This is a genomic window from Variovorax sp. JS1663, assembly GCF_002157355.1.
Taxonomy (GTDB): Bacteria; Pseudomonadota; Gammaproteobacteria; order Burkholderiales; family Burkholderiaceae_C; genus Variovorax.
The window spans coordinates 1-21,291 of record NZ_LYMK01000078.1 but is presented as its reverse complement, the minus strand read 5'-3'; the positions used below and the strand labels follow the sequence as shown (position 1 = coordinate 21,291).

Genomic DNA, 21,291 nt, shown 5'->3' with positions numbered 1-21,291 from the left:
TGGCCAGGCACCTTGGAGATGGCCAGCCTCGTGGGCGGTCTCGGTGTTGCGCTGGCTGGTGGCGACGCCAGCCTGGTCTATCTCGGCGCAGGCGCCGGATCGAACGCAGCCGAGAACAACATGGTGGGCCAGATCACGATGCTGGCGCAGAACGTCGCGCGCTTCAATCAAGCCGGCTGGCAAGGTCTGAGCGCCGCAGGACAGGCGGCCATATTGCGATGCGCCGCCAGCAACTGGTGCGCCTCGCTGCCGTTGATGGCTGCAGCGGTGGGGTATGTCAACAGCACCCAGTTCGCGGCCAACCAGCCCTCGCTCGCGGATCAGATCCCGACGGGTTATGGCGCAGGCGGCGTTCGGGTCTTGGATGGCTCGACCAGCACGTCGGCGGATGTCGTGCAGGGGCCGAACTCGACAATAACGCCTGGCACGGCGCTGAGCAATCCAGGGACGCCTGGCTATGGCGCGTCCAATCCAAACGTAGGTGGGACATCCACTTCGATACCCAACAACGGGCCGATGGGAGGCAGCGTCGTAATGAGCGCGCCTGGCCACCCTCCCTTTGATCCATCCCGCGATCCGTCTGTAGGAAACTACCGTGGCAGCACACCCGCAACCGTCGGTCTCATTAACGATGTACTCGCAGGGGCTTTTAATACAACGACCGGAACCGGTGTCCCTAATGCGAGGCAGCCGCCAGCGATTTCAAGGCAACAGGATTTCGACTATCTAACGCAAGGAGCGAGGGTGATTCGTCCAAATCCGGACGTGCAGATTGGGATACTCGGGGATGGAACACGTGTTGTCAGCAGGCCAAGCACTACAGGTCCCATGACGATTGAAATTCAACGCTCGGATGGAAGATCAATAATCGAGATTCGCTATGAATCAAAATAAGCACCCCCCTTGGCTGGATCAAGCAGTAGATGGAGGCCTGTTTCAGGCTTCCGCGAGTGACATTGCATCCGCACTCTCTCTACGCGAGCTATATGACTATGACTATGGAATCCGATTTAAAGGAGAGGCTATCCACGCGCAAGGCTGGTCTGTAGGATTTGTTAAAGAGAGTGCAACGGAGGATGACAGTGCGTTTGCGAGATTTTTTCAAGAGCTGAGTGCACTTGGTGAGGCGGACATGTTAGCAATCCCTGCCAAGGCAGTTCGTTTCGAGCTCACAGGGACGCATGATGTTTTGGATTTTTTTGAACCACCCTTGATCGCGAACGCAAAATTCGATTTTGCTTCCTATGTGGAAATTCGATCAAGCATGATTCAAATGATCCACGGTTCTTTTTTTGTCTTCCCAAAAAGCGGAAGAGCTTTGCTGCTCAACAGCAGCGGTAAGTATGCGATGTTCGCTGGCCCGCGAAGGCTTGTGGAGAAAATTATCGATGTTGATATCGAAGCATCTTGGGAGGCGGTACGCGCAAATGATCAGCTAGATCCATTGCTGTTGCCTCGTCTTCGCCCAGCAATCATTGCCTACGGAATGTCGCCCTAACAGGCAGATGGCGCAGCTGACCAGCGACACCATCTGGCCGGACGCGAGGCGGTGCTGATCTCGGCCGACAACATCAACAACCTGGCAGGCCGCATCACGGGGCACCACGCCGTCGATCAGCTGCCGCTGCAACTGGTCCGTGAACCGGCCTGAACCATTGGTCGCGTTGGCGAGGTTCTCCGGCAGCAGGCCGGACGTGCTTAGCCCCTGGATGGCACCCGCGGTCAGCATGGACGTGACGATCGCCTTGATCCCCTCGCTGCTGCCCAGTTCCTTGAGCACCTTGCCCAGGTCGCCCCCCTGTAACGGTAGCGGGCAAAGTACCGATTGTGCAGCTGGCCTGACGAATACGGGGCCAGCCAGAAACAATTTAAATGGGACGTTTGGTCTTGGCTACTACAACGGCGTGGGCGGGGAGCTGGAGGTAGAGCTTGCTAATGGCGAGCCCGTGGGCGGCAAAGCCGGTATCGGCGGGGGTTATGGGGTTCACTTTACTCGTCAATCTGCTTCTGGGGCATTAATGCAGGGCGGATTTGGCGGTTACAAGTCACCAGCGATCTGGGAGTACAACCCGCAGCAGCCTGGCGAAATAAGAATAGGACCTTCCTTCACCTTGGGGGTTGGCGCCGGAACCGTTGGCGCGGAATTTTCCGCTGGTGGCGGCATGACAGTAACCAACAAAGAGGCCGGAGGGTATTTTCAGGCAGGAACGAGTATCACAATCTCGCCAGTGATTCCCAGGATAGGTACTGAGGTCAAATTCAATATTATCGACTTCAGTGTCAAGGCGCCCTCTCTAGCAATCTCGAGGAAAGAAAAATGAGCGACCTTAAAAGAGATTGCATTGGATTTGATGAAACCATCGCAGACAATCTTTTGTCGAAACGTTTTAGGAAAAGACATCGACTAGGCATCGCCTGTATAGCATTTCCTCTTGGCTATTGTTTCTTCCTCGTGCCAATCATGGTTAAGATGATTGATCCGAGGATTGCTATTGCTCTTGCCTGTATCTTCATTTCATTGGCACTTAGTTATATTCATTCCATCTACCGTTGTCCGCGCTGCGGCACGCGACCCATTGGAGGGGTGCCTGGAACGACCGGTATTCTTTTGTTCCCCAAGAAATGCAGCAAATGCAAGGGGCCATTGCTGTCTGATGACAAATGGAGTCAAGGCCGATAACACACTAGATCGTTGGACGGCATCTCCTTGGCCAACACCGATGGTGACCTCGGCAAGGGGCCGCTGGAGTAGCAAGAACTCGCGGGAGGGCCAGTAGAGCCGAGAGGGCGGCACTATTGTCAGCCGTGCCGGCAGCGTGAGCGCTTCATTGATCCGAAGAATTGGTGGCCCCTAGCATGGGTCGGTATCGGCTTTGGCCTCTCTCGACTCAACATGCCGAGTGCGATCCCGGGAATTGCGGCCGGGTTGGGATTGATTTTTCACAGGAGCCGACCGAGAACGCCGCCAAGAACACCCTTCCAGAAAGACAAGGCCTATGAAATCGTCCAACCATCGATGGCTGGGTGTTTTTTGAATTTTTCCCTCTGGTTTGCCTTGCTTTTTTCGATCGTCGGTGCTCTTGTCAGAGGAGTCTGGTCACCGTTTTACGGTTGGCTCATGACCGACACTTGGCAATGGGAGCCGTTCAGTCGCTGGCTGCAGTATGTGACGAAGGGAGCAATCAGTGGTGTCGTCGCCGGGGCGCTCTTTACTACGTACGCATGGCTTACCCAGACTCCGTCCTCGCTGCCCCGAAAGATTCTGGCCACAGCATTGGTCATCGGCTTGTGTGTCGCGATGATTGTCTTTCGCGCGAGTATATTGGACAGGTGCTCCCAAACTAGTTAGCGGCTCCCCGATTTAACATATCAGACACTCAGCTTAGTAATGCCGAAATTGATGGACTTTATGCAGGGAGCTCGACATCGATAGGTGTTTCAATGTATGGGGATAACGGCGGGGAATTCTTGGTCGCCAACTGGCGCAAACACCTTTCGAGGAACAACCGACATCGGAATAACATCACCAGGATTTAGTCTTTCCGGCGGGACTGGCTTGGCCACGTGTGTATGTTGGGCGCAAATTTTTTCTTCAAAACCAGCCCTTTGCCGCCGCCTAGCGGAAAAACGGGCTTAGCTCTACTGGAAACAATTTCGCAACTGTTTACAAAAGCTGGCGCGACAGTCAATCCAGGGCGTTGTGAAATGATAGCAAAGCATCATATCGCCGTTATTTGCAAGAAAACGCAAGTTCAGCGTGTTGAATTGGTTGATGCGGCGATTGCTGACGGTTGGCGCTACGAAGGAAAAAGTCCTTTTCCAGGTTTTGCGAATGCCCTTATTTTTTCCCGAAACAGGGACTCATTGACAATGGAGATTGACGATAAGGAATTTGTTCGTGTGATCAGTATTCGGCGAAAATTCAGCTGAATTTGATCAATGTAATGGATCAACGCGGGGCAGTAAGATTTCTTGATGGGAAATCGGGCGCTGCTGCTGGGTTCAATGATTGCGCAGCCTTTCATTTGTTAAGGGCCGCCTAAAATGATCGATCTCGACCGTGCGGAAAGAATAGCATCAATCATTTGCAGGAGATGGGAGGAAGAATGGGAATTCCCCATTCAGTGGCCGTTCCGAGCGACAGTTCGACAAATAAGGTGGCAGGTCGCACGGTTACAGGACGCAGCAAGCCGGCGACAGCAACGATCTCCCAGAACCTCGCCACCTGACATCCGGTGCGCGGACTGCGCACTACGACCCGCACCGCCCCTTGTCATTCGACTTGAAGCAAAAGTCTGCCGTCAGGCTCGACGACTCCCAAGGCACCTGCACACGCCCGGTCGCCTCCGCCACGCCGATGCGCACCCGCTTGAAGAGCTGCTCGATCTGCAACCCCGGCGTGGCCATGTTGGCCAGCAGATGCTGCGCATAGACGCTGTGCTTGCCGCTGGCGCCGTCAAGCGCCACGCCGTTGGGGGCGGTCGAGAAGGCGACCAGGGTGCCCACCGGCGCGTCGAGGGTGGCCAGGCCGCCCGGCGTCGCGCCGCGGAACTTCAGGCGCCGTCCGTCGGGGCCGACGATGACGCCGGCGGCGAAGGGGTTCACGCGGCAGGCGTCGAGCACCACGATGTTGATGCCGGTTCGGATGGCGCTGAGCCGGTCGACGAATTCACCGACGTCAGCGCTCTGGCGCGGGATCTCCTCTTCCGTCTGCGGGTCGGCGTCGACGGGCACCAGGTAGTTGCGGCCCTTCACCTGCACGCCGTGGCCAGCGTAGAAGAGCATGCGGACCCCAGCCTTCGGTGCGCGCACCGAGAACTCGCGCAGCGACTCGATCAGCTCGGGCAACCGGGTGTTCTGGCGCAGGGTCACCTCGTAGCCGAGGCCGCGCAGGGACTCCGCGACCGCGGCGGCGTCGCCGGCAGGGTTCTTCAAGGGGGCGGCGCGGTAGGCGCCGTTGCCGATCACCAGGGCGATGCGCGACTCGGCGCCAGCCGGGGCGCTCATGGCGGGCGCCAGGCGCAGCGCCGTGGCGCCCATGGTGCATTGCAGCAGCATGCGGCGGGTCAGCAGCGTGGCCATGGCGGCTACTCCCGGGGCGGCACGCCGGGTGCCAGCGAGGCGGCCTGGACGATGGGCGCCGCCTGGACCTTGGCGAGGGCCTTGGCCTCGCTGCCGGCGGGCACGCGCAGGTAGTAGTCGCCGAGCTGGCCCGGGCCGCCGGCCAGTTCGCCCTGGACCTGGACCATCAGCATGCGGATGTCGGCCTCCTTGGCGTCGGGGGCGAAGCTGACCTTCAGCATCGGGCCCTCCTCGACGCGGACGGCGTTCAGGGCGCGGATCTGGTCGGCGTCCTCGCGGGCGTGGCCCATCAGGTTGAGGATCACGCCGCCTTGTACCGCCACCAGCGCCAACCCGGCCAGGGCGAAGCTCGGGCGCATGCCGAAGTTGCCGAAGAGGGCGCCGAGGCGCTCGGCCAGGGTCGGGCGGTCACCCTGGATCAGGCGCATGGTGCGCGCCAGGCCGATGGTGGCCGGCACGGCCGGGGCGTTTTCCCGCACGCGCACCTGCAGCGAACGGTACCAGTCCAGCTCGCTGCGGGCCTCCGGGTGCTGGGCGATGTAGTCGTCGACCCAGGCGCGGTCTTCGGCACCCAGCGAGCCGTTGACGTACCAGGGGACCAGTTCTTCGAAACGTTTGTTCATGATGCCTGTGCTCCCGCGGCTGGGGCCGCGATCTGCCTGCACGGGACCTTCCCGTGGCGCCACTGGGTTGCGGGAGCCCGGCGGATGGTTCAGTTTATTTTTGCGCGCTTGTCCGGTGCACCGCAAGCTCAGGAGGCGAGGGCGCCCTTGGCGTCCGGCGCGGTGCCCTCCTTGCGCAGCAGGGACTCCAGGCATTTCTTGATCTTCTGGCGGGCGTGGAAGAGGCGGGTCTTGACGGTGCCCTCGGGGCAGTTCTGGATTTCGGCCACCTCGGCCAGGCCCAGGCCCTCGTAGAACACCAGGTGCATGCATTCGCGATGCTCGTCCGACAGCTTGCCCATGCAGTGCTGCACGCCCTCGCGCCGCTGCTTGCCGGCCAGCTCCGCGTAGCCGTCGGGGGTGTCGGCGGCGGTGGTCTCGGCGATGTCCTCGAGGTCACCGTGCACCTCGTCGGGCCGGCGGGCGCGGTAGACCATCAGCGCCTTCCGGCGCGCGATGCCGATGAGCCAGGTGGAGAACTGGGAATCGCCTCGGAAGCGGTCCGGGTGGCGCCAGACCTCGTAGAGCGTGTCCGCCAGCACTTCCTCGGCCCGGGCGTGGTCGTTCAGCATGTTGAGCACGTAGGCGTAGACCCGTTGGCTGAACGCCTTGTACAGCTGGCGAAACGCCGCCTGGTCTTCGCGGCCGATGCGTACGAGCAACTGGGTGACCTCGTCGTTGTCCATGCGGGCGGGTGGGGGTGGCGGTGACGCAACAATATACGCCCGAGTGTGGCGGCTTCAGAGCCTGTCGTGCTGCCTATGGCAGATGGCCGACGGCCTCTTGAATGTGCCGCTCGAAGCGCTCCAGCAGCCGGTGCATGTCCTTGCGGGCTTGCGCGAATTCCTCGGACTGCCCACGCGCCACCAGGTCGCGTTCGAGCTCGGCCCGGGACTCGAACGTGCACTCCCATCGAACGTCGGGGCCATCGCCCTCGAGCTTCCGGAAGATGCGGCCCGGCGGCAGGCCGAGCTGCACGCGGATGTCGCTGGCATGCCGGCGCTGCGCAAGAACCGCGTCGGCGCTGCCGGGCAGCGCGTAGTAGTTGGTGATCTCGATGACCATGAAGTGGGCCTCCTTGCCCGGTGCGATCCCTTGTTTTATCGCGCCGTGTTGGTGGGTGGATGACGAGTATTGACAATCACATTATTTGATCACACACTGTGATCACAGTAAAGGTTCCGCAGATGGGCTGCGCGGACCAGACACCCCTGTGAGGAACTCATCGATGCCGACGATCCGGTCCATAGACACCCTGCTGGTCCAACTTCCCACGCGACGAGAGCACAAATGGACCGGCCTGACCGAGTCCATCGGCCGCTACCTGCTGACCCGCGTCGTCGACAGCGACGGCCGCGTCGGCTGGGGGGAGGCCCCCGCATTGAAGGACTGGGGCGGCGAGTTCGGCCGCTACTTCGGCGAGTCCACCGCCATCGCCAGGATGGTCATCGAGAAGTACCTCGCGCCTTCACTGGTCGGTGTCGATCTCGGCAATTTCGCGGAGATGCATGCGCGCATGGACGCGGTCATCCGCGGCTATCCCTATGCCAAGGCGGCGGTCGAGTTCGCCGCCTACGACGTCACGGGCCGCTGGCTCGGCCTGCCCGTGCACATGCTGCTCGGCGGCAGGGCGCGCTCGCGCATCATGGTCACCCATTCGATCGGACTGATCCCGATCGCCGAGGCCGAGAAGGAAGTGGCGCAGGTCGCGGAAGAAGGCATCCGGACGATCAAGATCAAGATCGGCGTCGACGCGAAGCGCGACATCGACATGGTGCGCACCGTGCGTGCGGCGGTGGGCGAGGGCGTCGAGCTGTGCGTCGATGCCAACGAAGGCTATCGCACGCCGGGCGAGGCCATCGCGACGGTGCGCGCGATGGAGCCGTACCGGCTCAAGTACGTCGAGCAGCCGGTGATGGGCATCGAGCGCATCGCCGAGGTGGCGCGCGCGATCGACGCGCCGGTGATGGCCGACGAGTCGGCCTGGAGCGCGCACGACGCGATCCAGATCAGCGAGCAGCGCGCGGCGCAGATCGTGTCCATCTACACCACCAAGCCGGGGGGGCTCTACAAAGCGATGGAGGTCGCGGCCGTCTGCCGTGCGGCCGGGATCGTCTGCAACGTCAACGGCTCGGTGGAGACCGGCGTGGGCAACCTCGCCAACATCCACCTGGCCGCCGCCGCGCCGGCCGCGACGCTCTCGTGCGTGGTCCCGGTCTCGACGCCGGCCGAGTGGCAGAAGGGCCAGGTCGGCGGCATCTACTACCGCGACGACCTCATCGTCGCACCGATGCGGCTGGTCGACGGCGGCATCGACGTGCCGACCGGGCCGGGCATGGGCATCGACGTCGATCTCGCGAAGGTCGAGAAATACACGGTGCGCGACTGAGCGCCTGCGACAACAACATACACATCCACGGAAGGTTCCAGATGCGCAAAGCAATCATCGAGCGGCAGGTCCAGGCGATCGCCGAGCACGGACTCGACGCCATGGTGTCGTGTTCCCCCGAAAACTACGCCTACGCGACCGGCTTCGTCGTGCCGTCGCAGCCGCTGATCAGGCATCGCCATGCGATGGCGATCGTCACGGCCGACGGCCGCACGGAGCTGTTCTCCGTCGACATGGAGGCCAGCACGGTGAAGCGCCGCGCACCGGACGTGCCCACGCGCATCTGGGCCGAATTCACCGACGACGCGATGGCCGTGCTGGCCGACCAGCTGGCCAGGCTCGGCCTCGGGCGCGGCCGCATCGGCATCGAGATGGACTACCTGCCCGCGGGCGACCTGGCACGCCTGCAGAAGGCGCTGCCCGAGGCGCGCTTCGAGCATTGCGAACAGATCCTCGCGCGGCTGCGACAGATCAAGACCCCGGAGGAGATCGCCTTGCTGCGCCGGCTGTCGCGCATCGCCGACCAGGCGATCACCGATGCCCTCGCGTCGGTCAAGGCCGGCGACTCGGAGATGGACATCGCCGGCCACCTGACCCGCAACGTCTATGCACTCGGGGCCGAGCATTTCAAGCTGATGATCATCGCCACCGGCGAGCGCAGCGTGCTGCCCAACGTCGGGCCGAGCGATCGCAGGCTCAAGCCGCGCGACGTCTGCCGGGTCGAGATCTTCTCGGTGATCGACGGCTATCAGGCCGGTGTGTGCCGCACCGCGGTCGTGCACGAGGCGCCGCCGAAGGCCGAAGCCATCTGGCAGCACCTGGTGGACTGCAAGTACCGCATCATGGAGATGGTCAGGCCGGGCGCCAGCTGCCGCGCGATCTACGATGCCTTCATCGCCAAGTTGTCCGAGATGGACCTGCCGCCCATCTCCTTCGTCGGCCACGGCATCGGCCTGCATCTGCATGAAGACCCCTACCTGGGCAAGACGCCCGTGCTGGGCCGGCCCGGAAGCGACGCCCTGATCGAGGAGGGCATGGTGCTCGGCTTCGAGCCGCTGTGCTATGAAACGGGTCACGGCTTCGGCATGCAGAACAAGGACATGCTGCTGGTCACGGCCAATGGCTGCGAGCTGCTGTCCGACTACGCCGACACCGACAAGCTGCTGGTCGTCAAGGGCTGAGCGGCTGCACGACAACTCCAAACTGGAAAGACCCTCATGCGCACGCTCATCGAGCACCTTGAATTCGCATTCCTCGTCGATGCCGGCGACACGGTGGTGCGCGACGCCAGCATCCTGATCGAGAACGACCGCATCGTCGACATCGGGCCCGCCGCGGAAGTCGCGGCGCGGCACCGCGACGATCGTTTCGACCGCGTGATGGACGGGCGGATGCTCGGCATCTGCCCCGGCTTCGTCGACAGCCACGTCCACCTGTCCGAGACCTTGTCGCGCGCCGTGTTCCCCGACAACCTGAACACGCGCGCCTGGGTCTTCCACTGGGCCAAGCCCTTCTACGCGCACATCACCGAGGAAGACGAGTACTGGGGAGCACTGCTCGGCATCACCGAGATGCTGCGCAACGGCACCACCTGCTTCATCGACATGGGCTCGCAGTACGACCCCGGTATCACGGTGCGGGCGATGGAGAAGACCGGCATCCGCGGCGTGACCGGCCGCCATGCCGCGGACAACCCGCCGCCCGAGCTGCCGCGCGGCTGGACGCAGGAGATGGCACGGCACCACTTCTTTCCGAGCGCGGAGGCGGCCCTGGCGGAATTGGAGGCCTGCGTGCGCAAGTACGACGGCGCGCTCGACGGGCGCGTGCGCTGCTGGGTGAACATCGAGGGCAAGGAGCCCTGTACGCTGGAGCTCCACGTCGGCGCGCAGAAGCTGGCGGAGCGGCTCGGCGTCGGCACCACCTACCACCTCGCCACCTCGATCGAGGAGGCGAAGGTCTGCGAGGACAAGCACGGATGCTGGCCGATCACGCGCATCGACCGCGCGGGCGGCATCGGCGCCAACCTGGTCATCGCCCACGGTGCTGCCGTCAGCGACGAAGAAGTGAAGCTGCTCGCCAGCCGCGGCGCCAAGGTCGCGTTCTGCCCGTGCTCGTCCTTCAAGCTGGGCAAGGGGGCGACGGCCATCGGCAAGTACCCCGAGATGGTCGCTGCCGGCGTGACGGTCGGGCTCGGCACCGATGGCGTGTCGGCGGCCGGCAACATGAACCTGATGCGCCAGATGCTGATCGTCGCCGGGATGTTCAAGGACGCGCGCATGAAGCCGGACGTGTTCACGGCCCGCCAGGCCCTCCGGGCGGCCACGATCGAGGGCGCCAAGGCCGCGATGTGGGACCACGAGATCGGTTCGCTCGAGATCGGGAAGAAGGCCGACTTCATCCTGTTCGACCTCGATCACATCGAGTGGACCCCGTTCCACGATCCGCTGCAGGCGCTCGTCTTCTCGGCATCGACCGCATCGATCTCGCAGACCTGGGTCGACGGCAAGACGCTCTACAGCGAGGGCAAGGTGCACGGGGTCGACGAGCCGGCACTGCGCCGCAAGGCGAGGGAACTGGCCGCGGCCGCGGTGGAACGCGCCGGCCTGCACGACGAGAACGTCGAGACCACGACCACGCTCTACGACAACGGCAATTGATGCATGTGGGGCATCCGGCCCGCCGCGCTCATCGGGCGGGCGGGCCGTTTCGATTTCGCCTGCTCAGACCAGGCTGCTTTCGTAGACGCTGCGGATCGAGTTCTCGATCGCGCGCTGGGTCAGGTCGCGCGCGATGAAGACGATCCAGCCGCGCCGTGCCGACCCGTCCGGCCAGGCCGGCAGGTGCTCGATCGGATAGAGCACGTACTGCACGCCCTGCACGACCACCGGGCGCTCATCGTCGGTCACCGCCAGCAGGCCCTTCACGCGCAGGATCGAATCGCCGCGGCTGGCCAGCAGAAGCTCCAGCCACTCGACGAAGGCGGCCCATTCGACCGGCTCGTGCAGCGACACCGTGAAGGTCTTGATGGCGTCGTCGTGTGCTGTCGCAACGAGCGGTGCCGGTGCTCCGGGTGGCGCATCGAAGATGGGTCCGAGCTGCACGGGGCAGGGCGCTCGCCACTGTTCATCGGCCTCCCTCAGGATCTCGGCCGCAGGCAGCCGCGCCTTGCGCGAGACGACGAGGCTCGCCGAGGGATTCATGGCGCGAAGCTTCGAACCCAGCGCATCGGCTTCGGATTCGCCGACCAGGTCGGCCTTGGTCACGATCAGTCGGTCGGCCGTGGCCAACTGCTGCCTGGCTTCGCGATGGCGCGCCAGCGTCTGCTCGCCGTTGATGGCGTCCACCGTCGTGATCACCTGGCCCAGGCGGAACCACGGCACGAGGGTGGCCTCGCTGAGGATGGCCTGCATGATCGGCGCCGGGTCGGCCATCCCGGTGGTCTCGACGACGACCCGGGCAAAGGCAGGAATCTTGCCGCCGCGCATCAGCGCATGCAGCTCGGCCAGCGTCGACACCAGGTCGTCGCGCACCGAGCAGCACAGGCAGCCTGAGCTCAGCAGCACGACGTCTTCGGCGACCTCGCGCACCAGCAGGTGGTCGAGGCCGACCTCGCCGAATTCGTTGATGACGACCGCCGTGTCCGCCAGGCCGGCATCGGCCAGCAGGTGCCGCAGCAGCGTGGTCTTGCCGCTGCCGAGGAAGCCGGTCAGCACGTGGACCGGTACGCGGCCGTCAGCCCGGGGCGCGGCGCGGTCCATCGTCACGCCACTTCGAAGATGGCATCGATCTCGACCGCGACGTTGCGCGGCAGCGAGTTGCAGCCGACCGCCGCGCGCGCGTGCCGGCCCGCGTCGCCGAAGACCTCGACCATCAGGTCGGAGGCGCCGTTGATCACCTTGGGATGGTCGCCGAACTCCGGCGTGGCATTGACGAAGCCGCCGAGGCGCACGCAGCCGGCCACACCGTCGAGACTGCCGCCCAGAATCGTGCGCAGCTGGGCCAGGATGTTGATCGCGCACAGGCGCGCCGCCTTCTGTGCCTCCTCGACCGAGAGGTCCTTGCCGACCTTGCCCACGTACTGGTCCTTGCCGCCGGCGGTCGGGACCTGGCCCGCGATGTAGATCAGCGAGCCGCTCCTGCGGGCCGGCACATAGTTGGCGGCGGGAGGGACGGCGTTCGGCAGTTCGATGCCAAGTTGCGCGAGGCGTGCTTCGGGTCCGTGCGTTGTCATTCTCTGTTGTCCTTGGGAGTGAAGATCAGTTGCCGAAATAGAGGTCGTCGAGCGGGGCGGCGAGGAGGTCGTCGACATCCGACTCGCTCAGGGCCGGCGCGAGCGCGCTGCCCGTGGTCCGGATGTCGCGCAGCACGCCGTTGCGGGCCGTGGCCGGCTTGCGGGCGCGCAGCCCTTCGAGAATTTCGATGTGCGCGGAGGCGTCCCAGGGCGTGCTCGGCGAGAGGAGCGACAGGTACATGGTCGGCCCGAACTGCAGCCACAGCGATTCGATCAGGGGCATGACCACCTCGGTGCGCGATGCCTCGTACAGCGTGAAATGAAAGCGCTGGTTCGAGGACAGGCAACCCAGCAGGTTGCGCTTCGCGATCGCGTCCAGCAGTTCTTCGTTGATGGCGGTGAGGTTGGCGAGCAGGGCGGGCGTGCAGTTGCGGCACGCCAGCTCCGTCGCCATGCCCTCGATCAGCTCGCGCACCGCGAACAGCTCCTTCAGCTTCTTGGGCGTGAGGCGCGGCACGCGCACGGAGCCGCTGGCCGTGGCCTCCAGCGCATTGATGACGACCAGCCGCGCCAGCGCATCGCGCACCGGCATCGGGCTGGTGCCGAAGCTGCTCGCAAGCTTGCGCAGGCTCATCACCTGGCCGGGAGCGAAGGCGCCCACCATCAGGCCGCGCCGCAGGCGCTGGAAGACTTCTTCCGGAACACTGCCTCGCGGCCGTTTGCTCGGTGCTTCAGCGCTGGTCGGTGGAATGCGTTCGGCTGTTTTTTCCATGAGCGTTCTCAGGTTGTTGTCGTGATGCGGGTTAACCCGGTTGCTTGTGATTATATGTGTGATCACACTCTGTGATCAATAAGGGTTTAGGCGCACGACAGTCGAACCCTAAGCCCCCGCGGCCGCGAGGGCAAGCGCTGGTTTCTTCACCCACTCAACGACACAGGCGGTATTCCCATGCGACTCCTGCGACTCGGCATCTCCTTGCGCTCCCATCTCAAGACGGCCGCCCTGGCCGCCGTGCTGGCCACGACCTCCACGGCCTGGGCGGCGGATCAGGTGAACGTGCGCTTCAGCTGGAAGCTCAAGGGCGAGTACGGTCACCTCTACATGGCCCAGGAGAAGGGCCTCTACGCCTCGAAGGACCTGGCGGTGCGCATGGGCGAGGGCGCGGGCGCGCCGGCGGCGCTGGGCGCGCTCCTGCAAGGACAGGAAGACGTGGTGGTGATGCCCGCGATCTTCGCGGTCTCCGCTATCCAGAAGGGCATGCCCGTCAAGATCGTCGCGCTCTACCATCCCCGCACACCGGTGGTGCTGATCTCGCGGCCCGACAAGCCGATCGCGCAGCCCAAGGACCTGGAAGGCAAGACCATCGCCCACTCGGTCGGCGAAACAGGGACCTCCTATCTGGCCGTCTTCTGCGCGGTCAACGGCATCGATTGCGCGAAGGTCAAGAAAATCCAGATGGATGCGCAATCGCGCGTGCCGCAGTTCCTGCAGAAGCAGGTCGACGCGGTGAGCGTCTACCGCACGAGCGACCTGCCGGTGCTCGAGGCCAAGGTCGGCACCCCCTTCACCGTGCTCGACCTGGCGCAGCATGGCCTTGCGATCCCCGGCCTCGCCGCGGTGTCGAGCAATGCGGCGATCGCCAAGCGGCCCGAGGTCCTGCGGCGCTACCTGGCGGCGGTCAACGAAGGCATCGATGCGACGCGCAAGGACCCGAAGGCTGCCGCGGCCGCCTTGATGAAGGCCTGGCAGGGCAGTCCATCGCAGGAGGTCGTCGAGGCGCAGGTGCGCGCGACGATGGACGCGGTCACGTCCACGCCCGGCAAGCCGATCGGGTGGACCGACTCCAAGGCCATCTCGCAGGCGCTGGACCTGCTCAAGACCGATGAATCGATCGGCACGCCCAAGCCCGTCGAAACCTTCTTCACCAACGACCTGCTGCCCGCCCTGTGAACGAAGGCCAACGCATGACTGAACTCAAACACTCCCAAGCCGTCCCGATGCCCACTGCGCGCAAGCCCAAGAAAAAGGCCCCCGGCGGCAGCTTCACGGAGCGCTACGCCTCCGTGCTGCTGGCCGTGGCCATCCTCCTCGTCTGGCAGTTCGCGGTGCCGCTGCTGGGCCTGTCGGAATTCGTGCTGCCGACGCCGCTGGCCATCGGCAAGCGGATCGTGACGGATGTCGATCTGCTGGCCGCCCATTCGTACATCACGCTGCTCGAGGTGCTCGCGGGCTTTCTGGCCGGCGTGCTGATCGGCATTCCGCTGGCGCTGGCGATCTTCTATTCGAAAGCCTTCGAGCGTGCGGTCTATCCGCTGCTGGTGGCGCTGCAGACCGTGCCGAAGATCGCGCTGGCGCCGCTGCTGGTGCTCTACCTCGGCTACGGCTGGTGGCCCAAGATCAGCCTGGCGTTCCTGATCTCCTTCTTTCCCATCGTGATCTCGACGGTGGTGGGCCTCCAGTCGCTCGACAAGGGCCTGGTCAACATGGTGCGCTCGATGGGCTCGACCGAATGGCAGACCTTTTTCAAGGTCCGGTTGCCGGCCGCGCTGCCGAGCATCTTCGGCGGTCTGAAGGTGGCCATCTCCCTGGCGGTGATCGGCGCCATCATCGGCGAGTACATCGCCGCGGAACGCGGGCTGGGCTACCTGCAGCTGCAGGCGAATTCCCAGTTCGACACGACGCTGAACTTCGCCACCGTCGTCACCATCTCCCTGCTCGGCGTGCTGCTCTACTTCGTGCTGGCACTGATCGAGGCCAAGGTTTCCTATCAACGTGAAAGTGCCAAATGAGCAATGCAGCCAACGTGCGGGTCGAGGGCGTTTCCAAGACCTATGAAGTGCGCGCCGGCGATGACGTGAAGGCGCTGGACCGGGTCGACCTCGACATTGCGCCGGGCAGCTTCGTGGCCATCGTCGGGCCGAGCGGATGCGGCAAGAGCACGCTGCTGTCGCTGCTCGCCGGCCTGACCCCCGTGTCCTCGGGCCGCCTGCGCATCGACGGCGACGAGGTCGTCAAGCCGCATCCCAAGGCCGGCGTGGTCTTCCAGTCCGACCTGCTTCTCCCGTGGCGAAGCATCATCGACAACGTGCTGCTGCCGATCGAGATCAAGGGCAAGGACCGGGCGGCCGCCGCCAGCCGCGCGCGCGAGCTGCTCGCCCAGGTCGGCCTGCAGGGCTTCGACAACAAGTTCCCGTTCGAGCTCTCGGGCGGCATGCGCCAGCGCGTGGCCATCTGCCGCGCGCTGATCCAGGAGCCGGGCCTGCTGCTGATGGACGAGCCCTTCGGCGCGCTCGACGCGCTGACGCGCGAGCAGATGATCATGGACCTGCAGACCATGTGGCTGCGGCTGGGCAACACGGTCCTGTTCATCACGCACGGCATCGACGAGGCCGTGTTCCTCGCGGACCGGGTCATCGTCATGTCGCCGCGGCCCGGTCGCGTGGATCTCGACCTGGCCATCGACATTCCGCGCCCGCGCCGCTGGAGCGGCATCCACGAGAACCCCGCCTTCCAGCACCACGTGCGGCAGGTGCGGGAGATGTTCGAAGCCAAGGGCGTCCTGGTCGCTCACTGAGGCACACCATGAAAGTTTCGATTCTGGGCGCCGGCGCCGGCGGCGCCGCGGCCGTGGCCGAGCTCACGCAGGCCGGCCATCAGGTGGTTCTGTGGAACCGTTCTGCCGAAACGCTCGCGCCCTTCCAGGCACTCGAGGGCGTTCGCTACGAGGGCGTGCTCGGCACGGGCATCGCGCACCCGCGCCTGATCACCGCCGACCTGAAGTCGGCGATCGAAGGCGCAGATGCCGCGGTCGTTACGCTGCCGACCTTTTCCCACGCGCCGGTCGCGCGGGCCCTGGCCGCGGCGGGCTGGCCGGCGAACAAGCCGGTCGTGCTCAATCCCGGCCACACCGGCGGTGCGCTGGAGTTCGCCCATGCGTATCGCGAAGTGCGCGCGGACCTGCCGCCGATCGCGGAGTTCTCCACCCTGACCTATGTGGCGCGCAAGTACCAGGCGGACGGCGTGACCGTCACCGGGCGCGCGTGCCAGGTCCGTGCGGCAGCGCTGCCCGGCGGAAATGCCGCGCTGGACGTCGCCTGCGCATTGTTCCCGGGCGCTTCGCCGGTCGGCGACGTGCTCGCCTCCGCACTCGCCAATGCCAACCTCGTCCTGCATCCGCCGGGTGCGGTGCTCGCCGCCGCCTGGGTCGAGGCGACGCAGGGCGACTTCACCTTCTACGTCCAGGCCATGACGCCCGGCGTCGCACGCACGATGCGCGCGCTCGACGACGAACGGCTCGCCGTCGCCGCCGCCTTCGGCCATCGCCTGCCCAACCTGGTCGAGGAGATGAAGCTGATCGGCACGGTGGAGTCCTCGGTCGCCGACACGCAGGACTTCGTGGCCGCGATCGCGGGCGGCGAAGCGAACAAGCGCATCAAGGGCCCCGACTCGCTCCAGCACCGCTACTACCGCGAGGACTTCGGGCATGGCCTGTTGCCCTTCCTGGAACTGGCGGCCATCGCCGGCGTGGCGACGCCGGTGGCGCGATCGCTCTTCACGCTCGCGCAGGCGCTGGTCGGCATCGACTATGCCCAGGGCGGGCGCACCGCCGAGGCGATGGGCATCGCCGGAATGTCCAGAAACGAACTTCTACAACATGTGAGGCAGCAGCCATGAACTGGGACCAAGTCGTCATCGCGATCGTCGGCGGCGATCGACGCGAGCAGGAGATCGCGCGCTGCGCAGTGGCCGCGGGCGCCGAAGTGCGGGCCTATGGCTTCCCGTGGCCCGAGCAGGGCATCGAAGGCGTACGCCGCACGGCGAATGCGCGTGAAGCGCTGGAGGGCGCCGACATCGCGCTCTTCCCCATTCCCGGCATCGCACCCGACGGCGCGCTGTTCGCACCCCAGTGCGCAGAGCGCATCATTCCCGACGCCGCCATGCTCGGCGGCATGCGCCGCCCGGGCCACATCATCCTCGGCTGGGCCGACCCCAAGCTCAAGGCGCACTGCGAGGCCGTCGGCATCACGCTGCACGAGTACGAATGGGACGAAGATCTCATGCTGCTGCGCGGCCCGGCGATCGTCGAGGGCATGCTCAAGGTCCTGATCGAGAACACCGACATCACCATCCACAAGGCCAAGGTGTGCCTGGTGGGGCAGGGCACCATCGGCTCCCTGGTCACGCACACCCTGCTGGGGCTCGGCGCGCACGTGCATGTGGCCGCGCGCAATGCCGTTCAGCGCGCCGCGGCCCACGCGGCCGGCGCCGAGTCGCACGAGCTGACGGCCCTGGCGGACGTGCTGCCCGGTACGGACATCGTCATCGCGAGCGTGCCGGCGCGCGTGCTTGGGCGCGAGCAGCTCGGGAAACTGCCCCCGCACGCCCTGCTGGTCGACCTGGCCGCGCCCCCTGGAGGCATCGACCGCGATGCCGCGCAGGAACTCGGCCTCAAGTTCGTCTGGGCGCGCGGCCTCGGCGCGCGGGCGCCCATCACGGTGGGCCGCAGCCAATGGAGCGGCGTGCGCCGCCGCATCGACAACATCCTGAAAGAGATCCAATGAGCCAAGCCGACCTGGTGATTCGCAACGCACGCGTGGTGCGGCACGACGGAGAGTTTCACGGCGGCGTGGCCGTGAAGGACGGAAAGATCATCATGACGGGCGCCGACGGCGCCCTGCCCAAGGGCCATCGCGAGATCGACGCCGGCGGCCGCGTGCTGATGCCGGGCGTGATCGATCCGCACTGCCACCTCGGGGTCAAGTACCCCTATGCCGAGGACATGCGCACCGAGACGGCCGCCGCGGCCTCGGGCGGCGTGACCACGGCACTGCTGTACATCCGCAACCTCAAGCCTTCCTACCTGCCGTTCTACGAAGAGCGCAAGGCGGTCGGCGAAGAGAACTCGATCATCGACTTCGGCTTCCACTTCGGCATCCAGCGCGAGGAGCACATCGCGGAGATCCCCGAGATCGTCGCCAAGACCGGCGTGCGCTCCTTCAAGTGCTACTTCGGCTACGAGCCGGACAACCCGATCGGCATCGTTCCCGCGACCGACGGCTGGGTGTACGCGGCGATGCGCATCCTGTCGAAGATCCCCGGCGGCCTGATCAACGTGCATTGCGAGAACACGCAGATCGCCTCCTGGCTTAAGAACGAGATCAAGGCAACGGGCCGCCAGGACCTGGGCGCCTACACCGAATCGCGCCCCGCCTTCTGCGAGGTGGAGACCATCCGCCGCATGATCTTCCTGGCCGAGCGCACGGGCTGTTCGCTGCACCTGGTCCACACCTCCGTCGGCATGGGGCCGGTGCTGGCGGCCGAGGCGCAGGCGCGCGGCGTGCACGTCACCGTCGAGACCTGCCCGCACTACCTCACGCGCACCGCCTACGACAGCGACCTCGACATGCGCGCCAAGATCTCGCCGCCGCTGCGCGACAAGGAGGAGCAGGAGGGCCTGTGGCGCGGCGTGCTGAACGGCTCCGTCTACAGCCTGGGCACCGACCACGTCCCCTTCCTGCCGAAGAAGCTGGAAGACCTCTGGACGGAACTGCCCGGCGTGGTGTCCTTCCCCTGGGAGCTTTCGCTGATGCTGCACTTCGGCGTCCACCAGCGTGGCCTGCCGCTGTCGCGTCTGGTGCAGATCAACTCTGCCAATCCCGCGCGCCGGTTCGGCCTCTGGCCGCGCAAGGGCAACATCGAGGTCGGCTTCGATGCCGACATGGTGCTGGTCGATCTCGACGAGGAGCGCACGGTCGAGCACACGGGCAAGGGCACCTGCATCTACGAAGGCTGGAAGCTCAAGGGCTGGCCGGTGCTCACCGTCGCGCGGGGTGCGGTGCTCTACGAGAACGGCGCAGTCGACGAAAGCCAGTTCGGGCGCGGGCGCTGCGTCAGCGTGCCCGCCTGATCGCCGGAGAACATGGAAACCGGACTCGACATCCCGATGCGGGGCAGCGCGGCACCGGCCGCGCGCAGCCTCGGCGAACGCGTCGACGCGCTGCACGCCGCGGCACGCGAACTCGCGCAGCGCCCGCGGCGGCCGCGACAGGAGCGCCTGTCGGGCCTGCACAACCCCTGGGGCCATGGGGACACGGCGGTCGATCCCTGGCTGCTGCTGGATCTGTGCGAAGACTCCGAGGTGCTGGACGGCGTGGAAGCACGCATCGGCCCCGACATCGTCCTGTGGGACACCGAGCTGTACCTGGAGGCCGCCGCCTACCAGCGCTTCGTCGCGCAGGGGAGGGAGGGCCGCTACTGGCCGGCGATGCCCTTGCAGGGGGCGGTCGTGCTGGTCCAGGCGGGCCGGCCCGCACAGCCCCTGATCTTCCTGGACCTCGCACGGATCGCCCGCGAGGGCCTGCCGGCGCTGGATCCGCTGTCGCCGCTCTATGTGCTGCGCTACATGCCGGCCACCAGCCACTTCGTGCGCGACGGCCGCGCGCTCGCCAACTGGGTGGCGATGGAGGAGCAGCCGCTCATCAACTACACGACCCGTCCGCTCTGGCTCATGCGTGGCGAGGACCGGGCCGGCAGTGATTTCGTCACAGGCTTTTCACCACCGGTGCCGCGCTGGGCCGGCAACCAACCCAAGGAGAACTGACATGCCATTCGTGATCGTCGAAATGTGGCAAGGCCGCACGGTCGAACAGAAGCGCAACCTGGTCAAGGCCATCACGCAGGCCATGGTCGACCATGCGGGCTGCAAGCCCGACCACCTGCACGTGGTGATCCACGACACACCCAAGGACAGCTGGGGGCGCGACGGCGTGCTCGGCATCGACATGAAGGAAAAATAATGACCCTCGACAATCTCGATCCGCGCACCTCGGCCCTGCTGGTCATCGACCTGCAGAACGCATTCATCCATGACAAGGGCACGCTCGGCATCTCCGGCGTCGACACCCAGCGCCTCTCGGCGATCGTGCCGACGCTGGCCGAGCTCATTCCGCGCTGCCAGGCCGCCGGCATCCCGGTGATCTGGACCGTGCAGGAGCACTTCGCGGTCGATGCGAGCCGGGCCCGCAAGAAGCTCGCCGGCCACACGTCGCGGCGCAAGCAGGTCTCCGCCCTGGCGGGAAGCTGGGACGAGGAGATCGTCGAGGAGCTCAAGCCGCTCGCCGCGGTCAATCCGGCCTACGTGATCCGCAAGCACCGCTTCGGCGCCTTCTACGAGACGCGGCTGGAGATGATGCTGAAGATGCTGGGCACGCGGACCCTGTTCGTGGCCGGCACGACCACGAACGCCTGCGTGGAGACCAGTATCCGCGAGGCCTATCTGCGCGACTACGACGTGGTGGCGCTCGACGATTGCATCTCGGGCGTCAATGGCGAATGGGAAGCGACGGCCAAGAAGGTCTGGAAGCAGTACTTCTGCGAGATCTCCGATTCGAAGGAGATGCGCGCGTGGATCGATGCAGAGGCGGCGCCGCGCACGCTCGGCTTCGGCCACATGCTGCTGATGGTGCAGGACGTGCCGCGCTCGGTGGGCTTCTACGTCGACCAGCTCGGCTTCTCGATCCGGCCGGCCAAGCCGCTGGCGGACGGCCGGCCGTTCACCGCCTTCCATCAGGGGGTGGCGGTCGTCGGAGGGCGTGCGCCCTCGCACCGGCAGATCGATCACATCGCGTTCGAAGTCAACGACGTCCGCGCGCTGCGCGACAAGCTGAAGAAGTCCGACGTCGAGTTCCAGCAGGACCTGCATGACGGGCCCTACGGCCTGACGATCTACGTGACCGATCCCGACGGCACGCGCGTCGAGCTGTACCAGGTGGGCGCGACCGCCTGAGCGGTCGCCCTGCGCCCGCCCGCGAGCGCGGGCTTTCTTGCGACAGGCAGTGCCGCCTACCAGGCTGCTGGAGCCGAGATCACCGACGCGGCCGGTGCCTTCGCCTGCGAACTCGTCCTCAAGGTGCGCGCCCCTTCCCAG

The 21,291-nt window shown here is 65.4% G+C and carries 24 protein-coding genes and 1 pseudogene; 17 read left to right on the top strand and 8 right to left on the bottom strand.

The features are described 5' to 3' along the window. Positions 1-894: hypothetical protein (locus tag A8M77_RS35840; RefSeq protein WP_238137064.1), on the top strand; the 894-nt coding region annotated here is incomplete at its 5' end. Then, positions 881-1,498: a hypothetical protein gene (locus A8M77_RS35835; RefSeq protein ID WP_143694870.1), complete on the top strand. Its 618-nt coding sequence runs from the start codon at positions 881-883 to the stop codon at positions 1,496-1,498. The genes A8M77_RS35840 and A8M77_RS35835, both read left to right, overlap by 14 nt. Before the next feature lie 156 nt (positions 1,499-1,654). Here A8M77_RS35835 and A8M77_RS37565 read toward each other — a convergent pair. After that, positions 1,655-1,780 (bottom strand): annotated as a pseudogene (locus A8M77_RS37565) (DUF637 domain-containing protein); the annotation flags it as partial. Here A8M77_RS37565 and A8M77_RS36550 point away from each other — a divergent pair. From A8M77_RS36550 to A8M77_RS35820, 3 genes are all read left to right on the top strand, one after another. Then, entirely contained in the window at positions 1,728-2,321 is a 594-nt protein-coding gene (locus A8M77_RS36550) for a hypothetical protein (RefSeq protein ID WP_192871717.1), read from the top strand. The pseudogene A8M77_RS37565 and the gene A8M77_RS36550 sit on opposite strands and share 53 nt — an antisense overlap. Next, positions 2,318-2,680: a hypothetical protein gene (locus A8M77_RS35825; RefSeq protein ID WP_143694868.1), complete on the top strand. Its 363-nt coding sequence runs from the start codon at positions 2,318-2,320 to the stop codon at positions 2,678-2,680. The genes A8M77_RS36550 and A8M77_RS35825 overlap by 4 nt, the downstream gene beginning before the upstream one ends. 890 nt (positions 2,681-3,570) lie before the next feature. After that, positions 3,571-3,930 (top strand): hypothetical protein, encoded by a 360-nt coding sequence (locus tag A8M77_RS35820; protein WP_143694867.1) that lies wholly within the window; start codon positions 3,571-3,573, stop codon positions 3,928-3,930. 321 nt (positions 3,931-4,251) lie between these two features. Here the strand turns inward: A8M77_RS35820 and A8M77_RS33465 are convergent, their stop codons facing one another. The 4 genes from A8M77_RS33465 to A8M77_RS33450 all read right to left on the bottom strand — a co-directional run bounded on the left by A8M77_RS33465 (position 4,252) and on the right by A8M77_RS33450 (position 6,809). After that, complete coding sequence (locus tag A8M77_RS33465) at positions 4,252-5,082, bottom strand: caspase family protein (protein ID WP_086925788.1); 831 nt, start codon at positions 5,080-5,082, stop codon at positions 4,252-4,254. A gap of 5 nt (positions 5,083-5,087) precedes the next feature. Beyond that, positions 5,088-5,705 (bottom strand): hypothetical protein, encoded by a 618-nt coding sequence (locus A8M77_RS33460; protein ID WP_086925787.1) that lies wholly within the window; start codon positions 5,703-5,705, stop codon positions 5,088-5,090. A 128-nt stretch (positions 5,706-5,833) separates the two neighbouring features. Beyond that, a complete protein-coding gene (locus A8M77_RS33455; protein ID WP_086925786.1) occupies positions 5,834-6,430 on the bottom strand; it encodes an RNA polymerase sigma factor in 597 nt (198 codons plus the stop codon). A 73-nt stretch (positions 6,431-6,503) separates the two neighbouring features. After that, on the bottom strand, positions 6,504-6,809 hold the full coding sequence (locus A8M77_RS33450; protein ID WP_086925785.1) for a hypothetical protein: 306 nt from the start codon (positions 6,807-6,809) through the stop codon (positions 6,504-6,506). Positions 6,810-6,972: 163 nt separating this feature from the next. Here A8M77_RS33450 and A8M77_RS33445 point away from each other — a divergent pair, with 163 nt between their 5' ends. From A8M77_RS33445 to A8M77_RS33435, 3 genes are read left to right on the top strand one after another with little or no spacing between them, the layout of a single operon-like run. Beyond that, a complete protein-coding gene (locus A8M77_RS33445) occupies positions 6,973-8,133 on the top strand; it encodes a mandelate racemase/muconate lactonizing enzyme family protein (RefSeq protein WP_086925784.1) in 1,161 nt (386 codons plus the stop codon). Positions 8,134-8,174: 41 nt separating this feature from the next. Next, positions 8,175-9,314, top strand: coding sequence for a M24 family metallopeptidase (locus tag A8M77_RS33440; protein ID WP_086925783.1), 1,140 nt, complete (start codon positions 8,175-8,177; stop codon positions 9,312-9,314). Positions 9,315-9,350: 36 nt separating this feature from the next. Continuing rightward, positions 9,351-10,790, top strand: a complete 1,440-nt coding sequence (locus tag A8M77_RS33435; protein ID WP_086925782.1) for an amidohydrolase family protein — start codon at positions 9,351-9,353, stop codon at positions 10,788-10,790. A gap of 63 nt (positions 10,791-10,853) precedes the next feature. On the opposite strand, the gene A8M77_RS33430 is transcribed toward A8M77_RS33435, so the two are convergent. The 3 genes from A8M77_RS33430 to A8M77_RS33420 are packed head-to-tail and all read right to left on the bottom strand — an operon-like array spanning position 10,854 to position 13,136. Next, positions 10,854-11,891 (bottom strand): CobW family GTP-binding protein, encoded by a 1,038-nt coding sequence (locus tag A8M77_RS33430; RefSeq protein WP_086925781.1) that lies wholly within the window; start codon positions 11,889-11,891, stop codon positions 10,854-10,856. Positions 11,892-11,893: 2 nt separating this feature from the next. Next, positions 11,894-12,364, bottom strand: a complete 471-nt coding sequence (locus A8M77_RS33425) for a RidA family protein (protein WP_086925780.1) — start codon at positions 12,362-12,364, stop codon at positions 11,894-11,896. 25 nt (positions 12,365-12,389) lie between these two features. After that, positions 12,390-13,136, bottom strand: coding sequence for a GntR family transcriptional regulator (locus A8M77_RS33420; protein WP_086925779.1), 747 nt, complete (start codon positions 13,134-13,136; stop codon positions 12,390-12,392). A 177-nt stretch (positions 13,137-13,313) separates the two neighbouring features. Here A8M77_RS33420 and A8M77_RS33415 point away from each other — a divergent pair, with 177 nt between their 5' ends. From A8M77_RS33415 to A8M77_RS33375, 9 genes are read left to right on the top strand one after another with little or no spacing between them, the layout of a single operon-like run. Further along, a complete protein-coding gene (locus A8M77_RS33415) occupies positions 13,314-14,315 on the top strand; it encodes an ABC transporter substrate-binding protein (RefSeq protein ID WP_086925778.1) in 1,002 nt (333 codons plus the stop codon). Between the two features lie 14 nt (positions 14,316-14,329). Continuing rightward, the gene (locus A8M77_RS33410; RefSeq protein WP_086925791.1) at positions 14,330-15,154 is read left to right on the top strand and encodes an ABC transporter permease; all 825 of its coding nucleotides are present in this window, start codon (positions 14,330-14,332) and stop codon (positions 15,152-15,154) included. Further along, positions 15,151-15,939, top strand: coding sequence for an ABC transporter ATP-binding protein (locus tag A8M77_RS33405; protein WP_086925777.1), 789 nt, complete (start codon positions 15,151-15,153; stop codon positions 15,937-15,939). Before A8M77_RS33410 ends, A8M77_RS33405 begins: the two co-directional genes overlap by 4 nt. 8 nt (positions 15,940-15,947) lie before the next feature. After that, positions 15,948-17,039, top strand: coding sequence for an NAD/NADP octopine/nopaline dehydrogenase family protein (locus tag A8M77_RS33400; protein ID WP_086925776.1), 1,092 nt, complete (start codon positions 15,948-15,950; stop codon positions 17,037-17,039). After that, entirely contained in the window at positions 17,036-17,926 is an 891-nt protein-coding gene (locus tag A8M77_RS33395) for a dipicolinate synthase subunit DpsA (RefSeq protein ID WP_086925775.1), read from the top strand. Before A8M77_RS33400 ends, A8M77_RS33395 begins: the two co-directional genes overlap by 4 nt. Further along, on the top strand, positions 17,923-19,272 hold the full coding sequence (locus tag A8M77_RS33390; protein WP_086925774.1) for a dihydroorotase: 1,350 nt from the start codon (positions 17,923-17,925) through the stop codon (positions 19,270-19,272). Before A8M77_RS33395 ends, A8M77_RS33390 begins: the two co-directional genes overlap by 4 nt. A gap of 12 nt (positions 19,273-19,284) precedes the next feature. Continuing rightward, positions 19,285-19,965, top strand: coding sequence for a hypothetical protein (locus A8M77_RS33385; RefSeq protein ID WP_086925773.1), 681 nt, complete (start codon positions 19,285-19,287; stop codon positions 19,963-19,965). A gap of 1 nt (position 19,966) precedes the next feature. Next, the gene (locus tag A8M77_RS33380; protein WP_086925772.1) at positions 19,967-20,161 is read left to right on the top strand and encodes a 2-hydroxymuconate tautomerase; all 195 of its coding nucleotides are present in this window, start codon (positions 19,967-19,969) and stop codon (positions 20,159-20,161) included. Beyond that, a complete protein-coding gene (locus tag A8M77_RS33375) occupies positions 20,161-21,150 on the top strand; it encodes an isochorismatase family protein (RefSeq protein WP_086925771.1) in 990 nt (329 codons plus the stop codon). The genes A8M77_RS33380 and A8M77_RS33375 overlap by 1 nt, the downstream gene beginning before the upstream one ends. Positions 21,151-21,291: the final 141 nt, after the last annotated feature.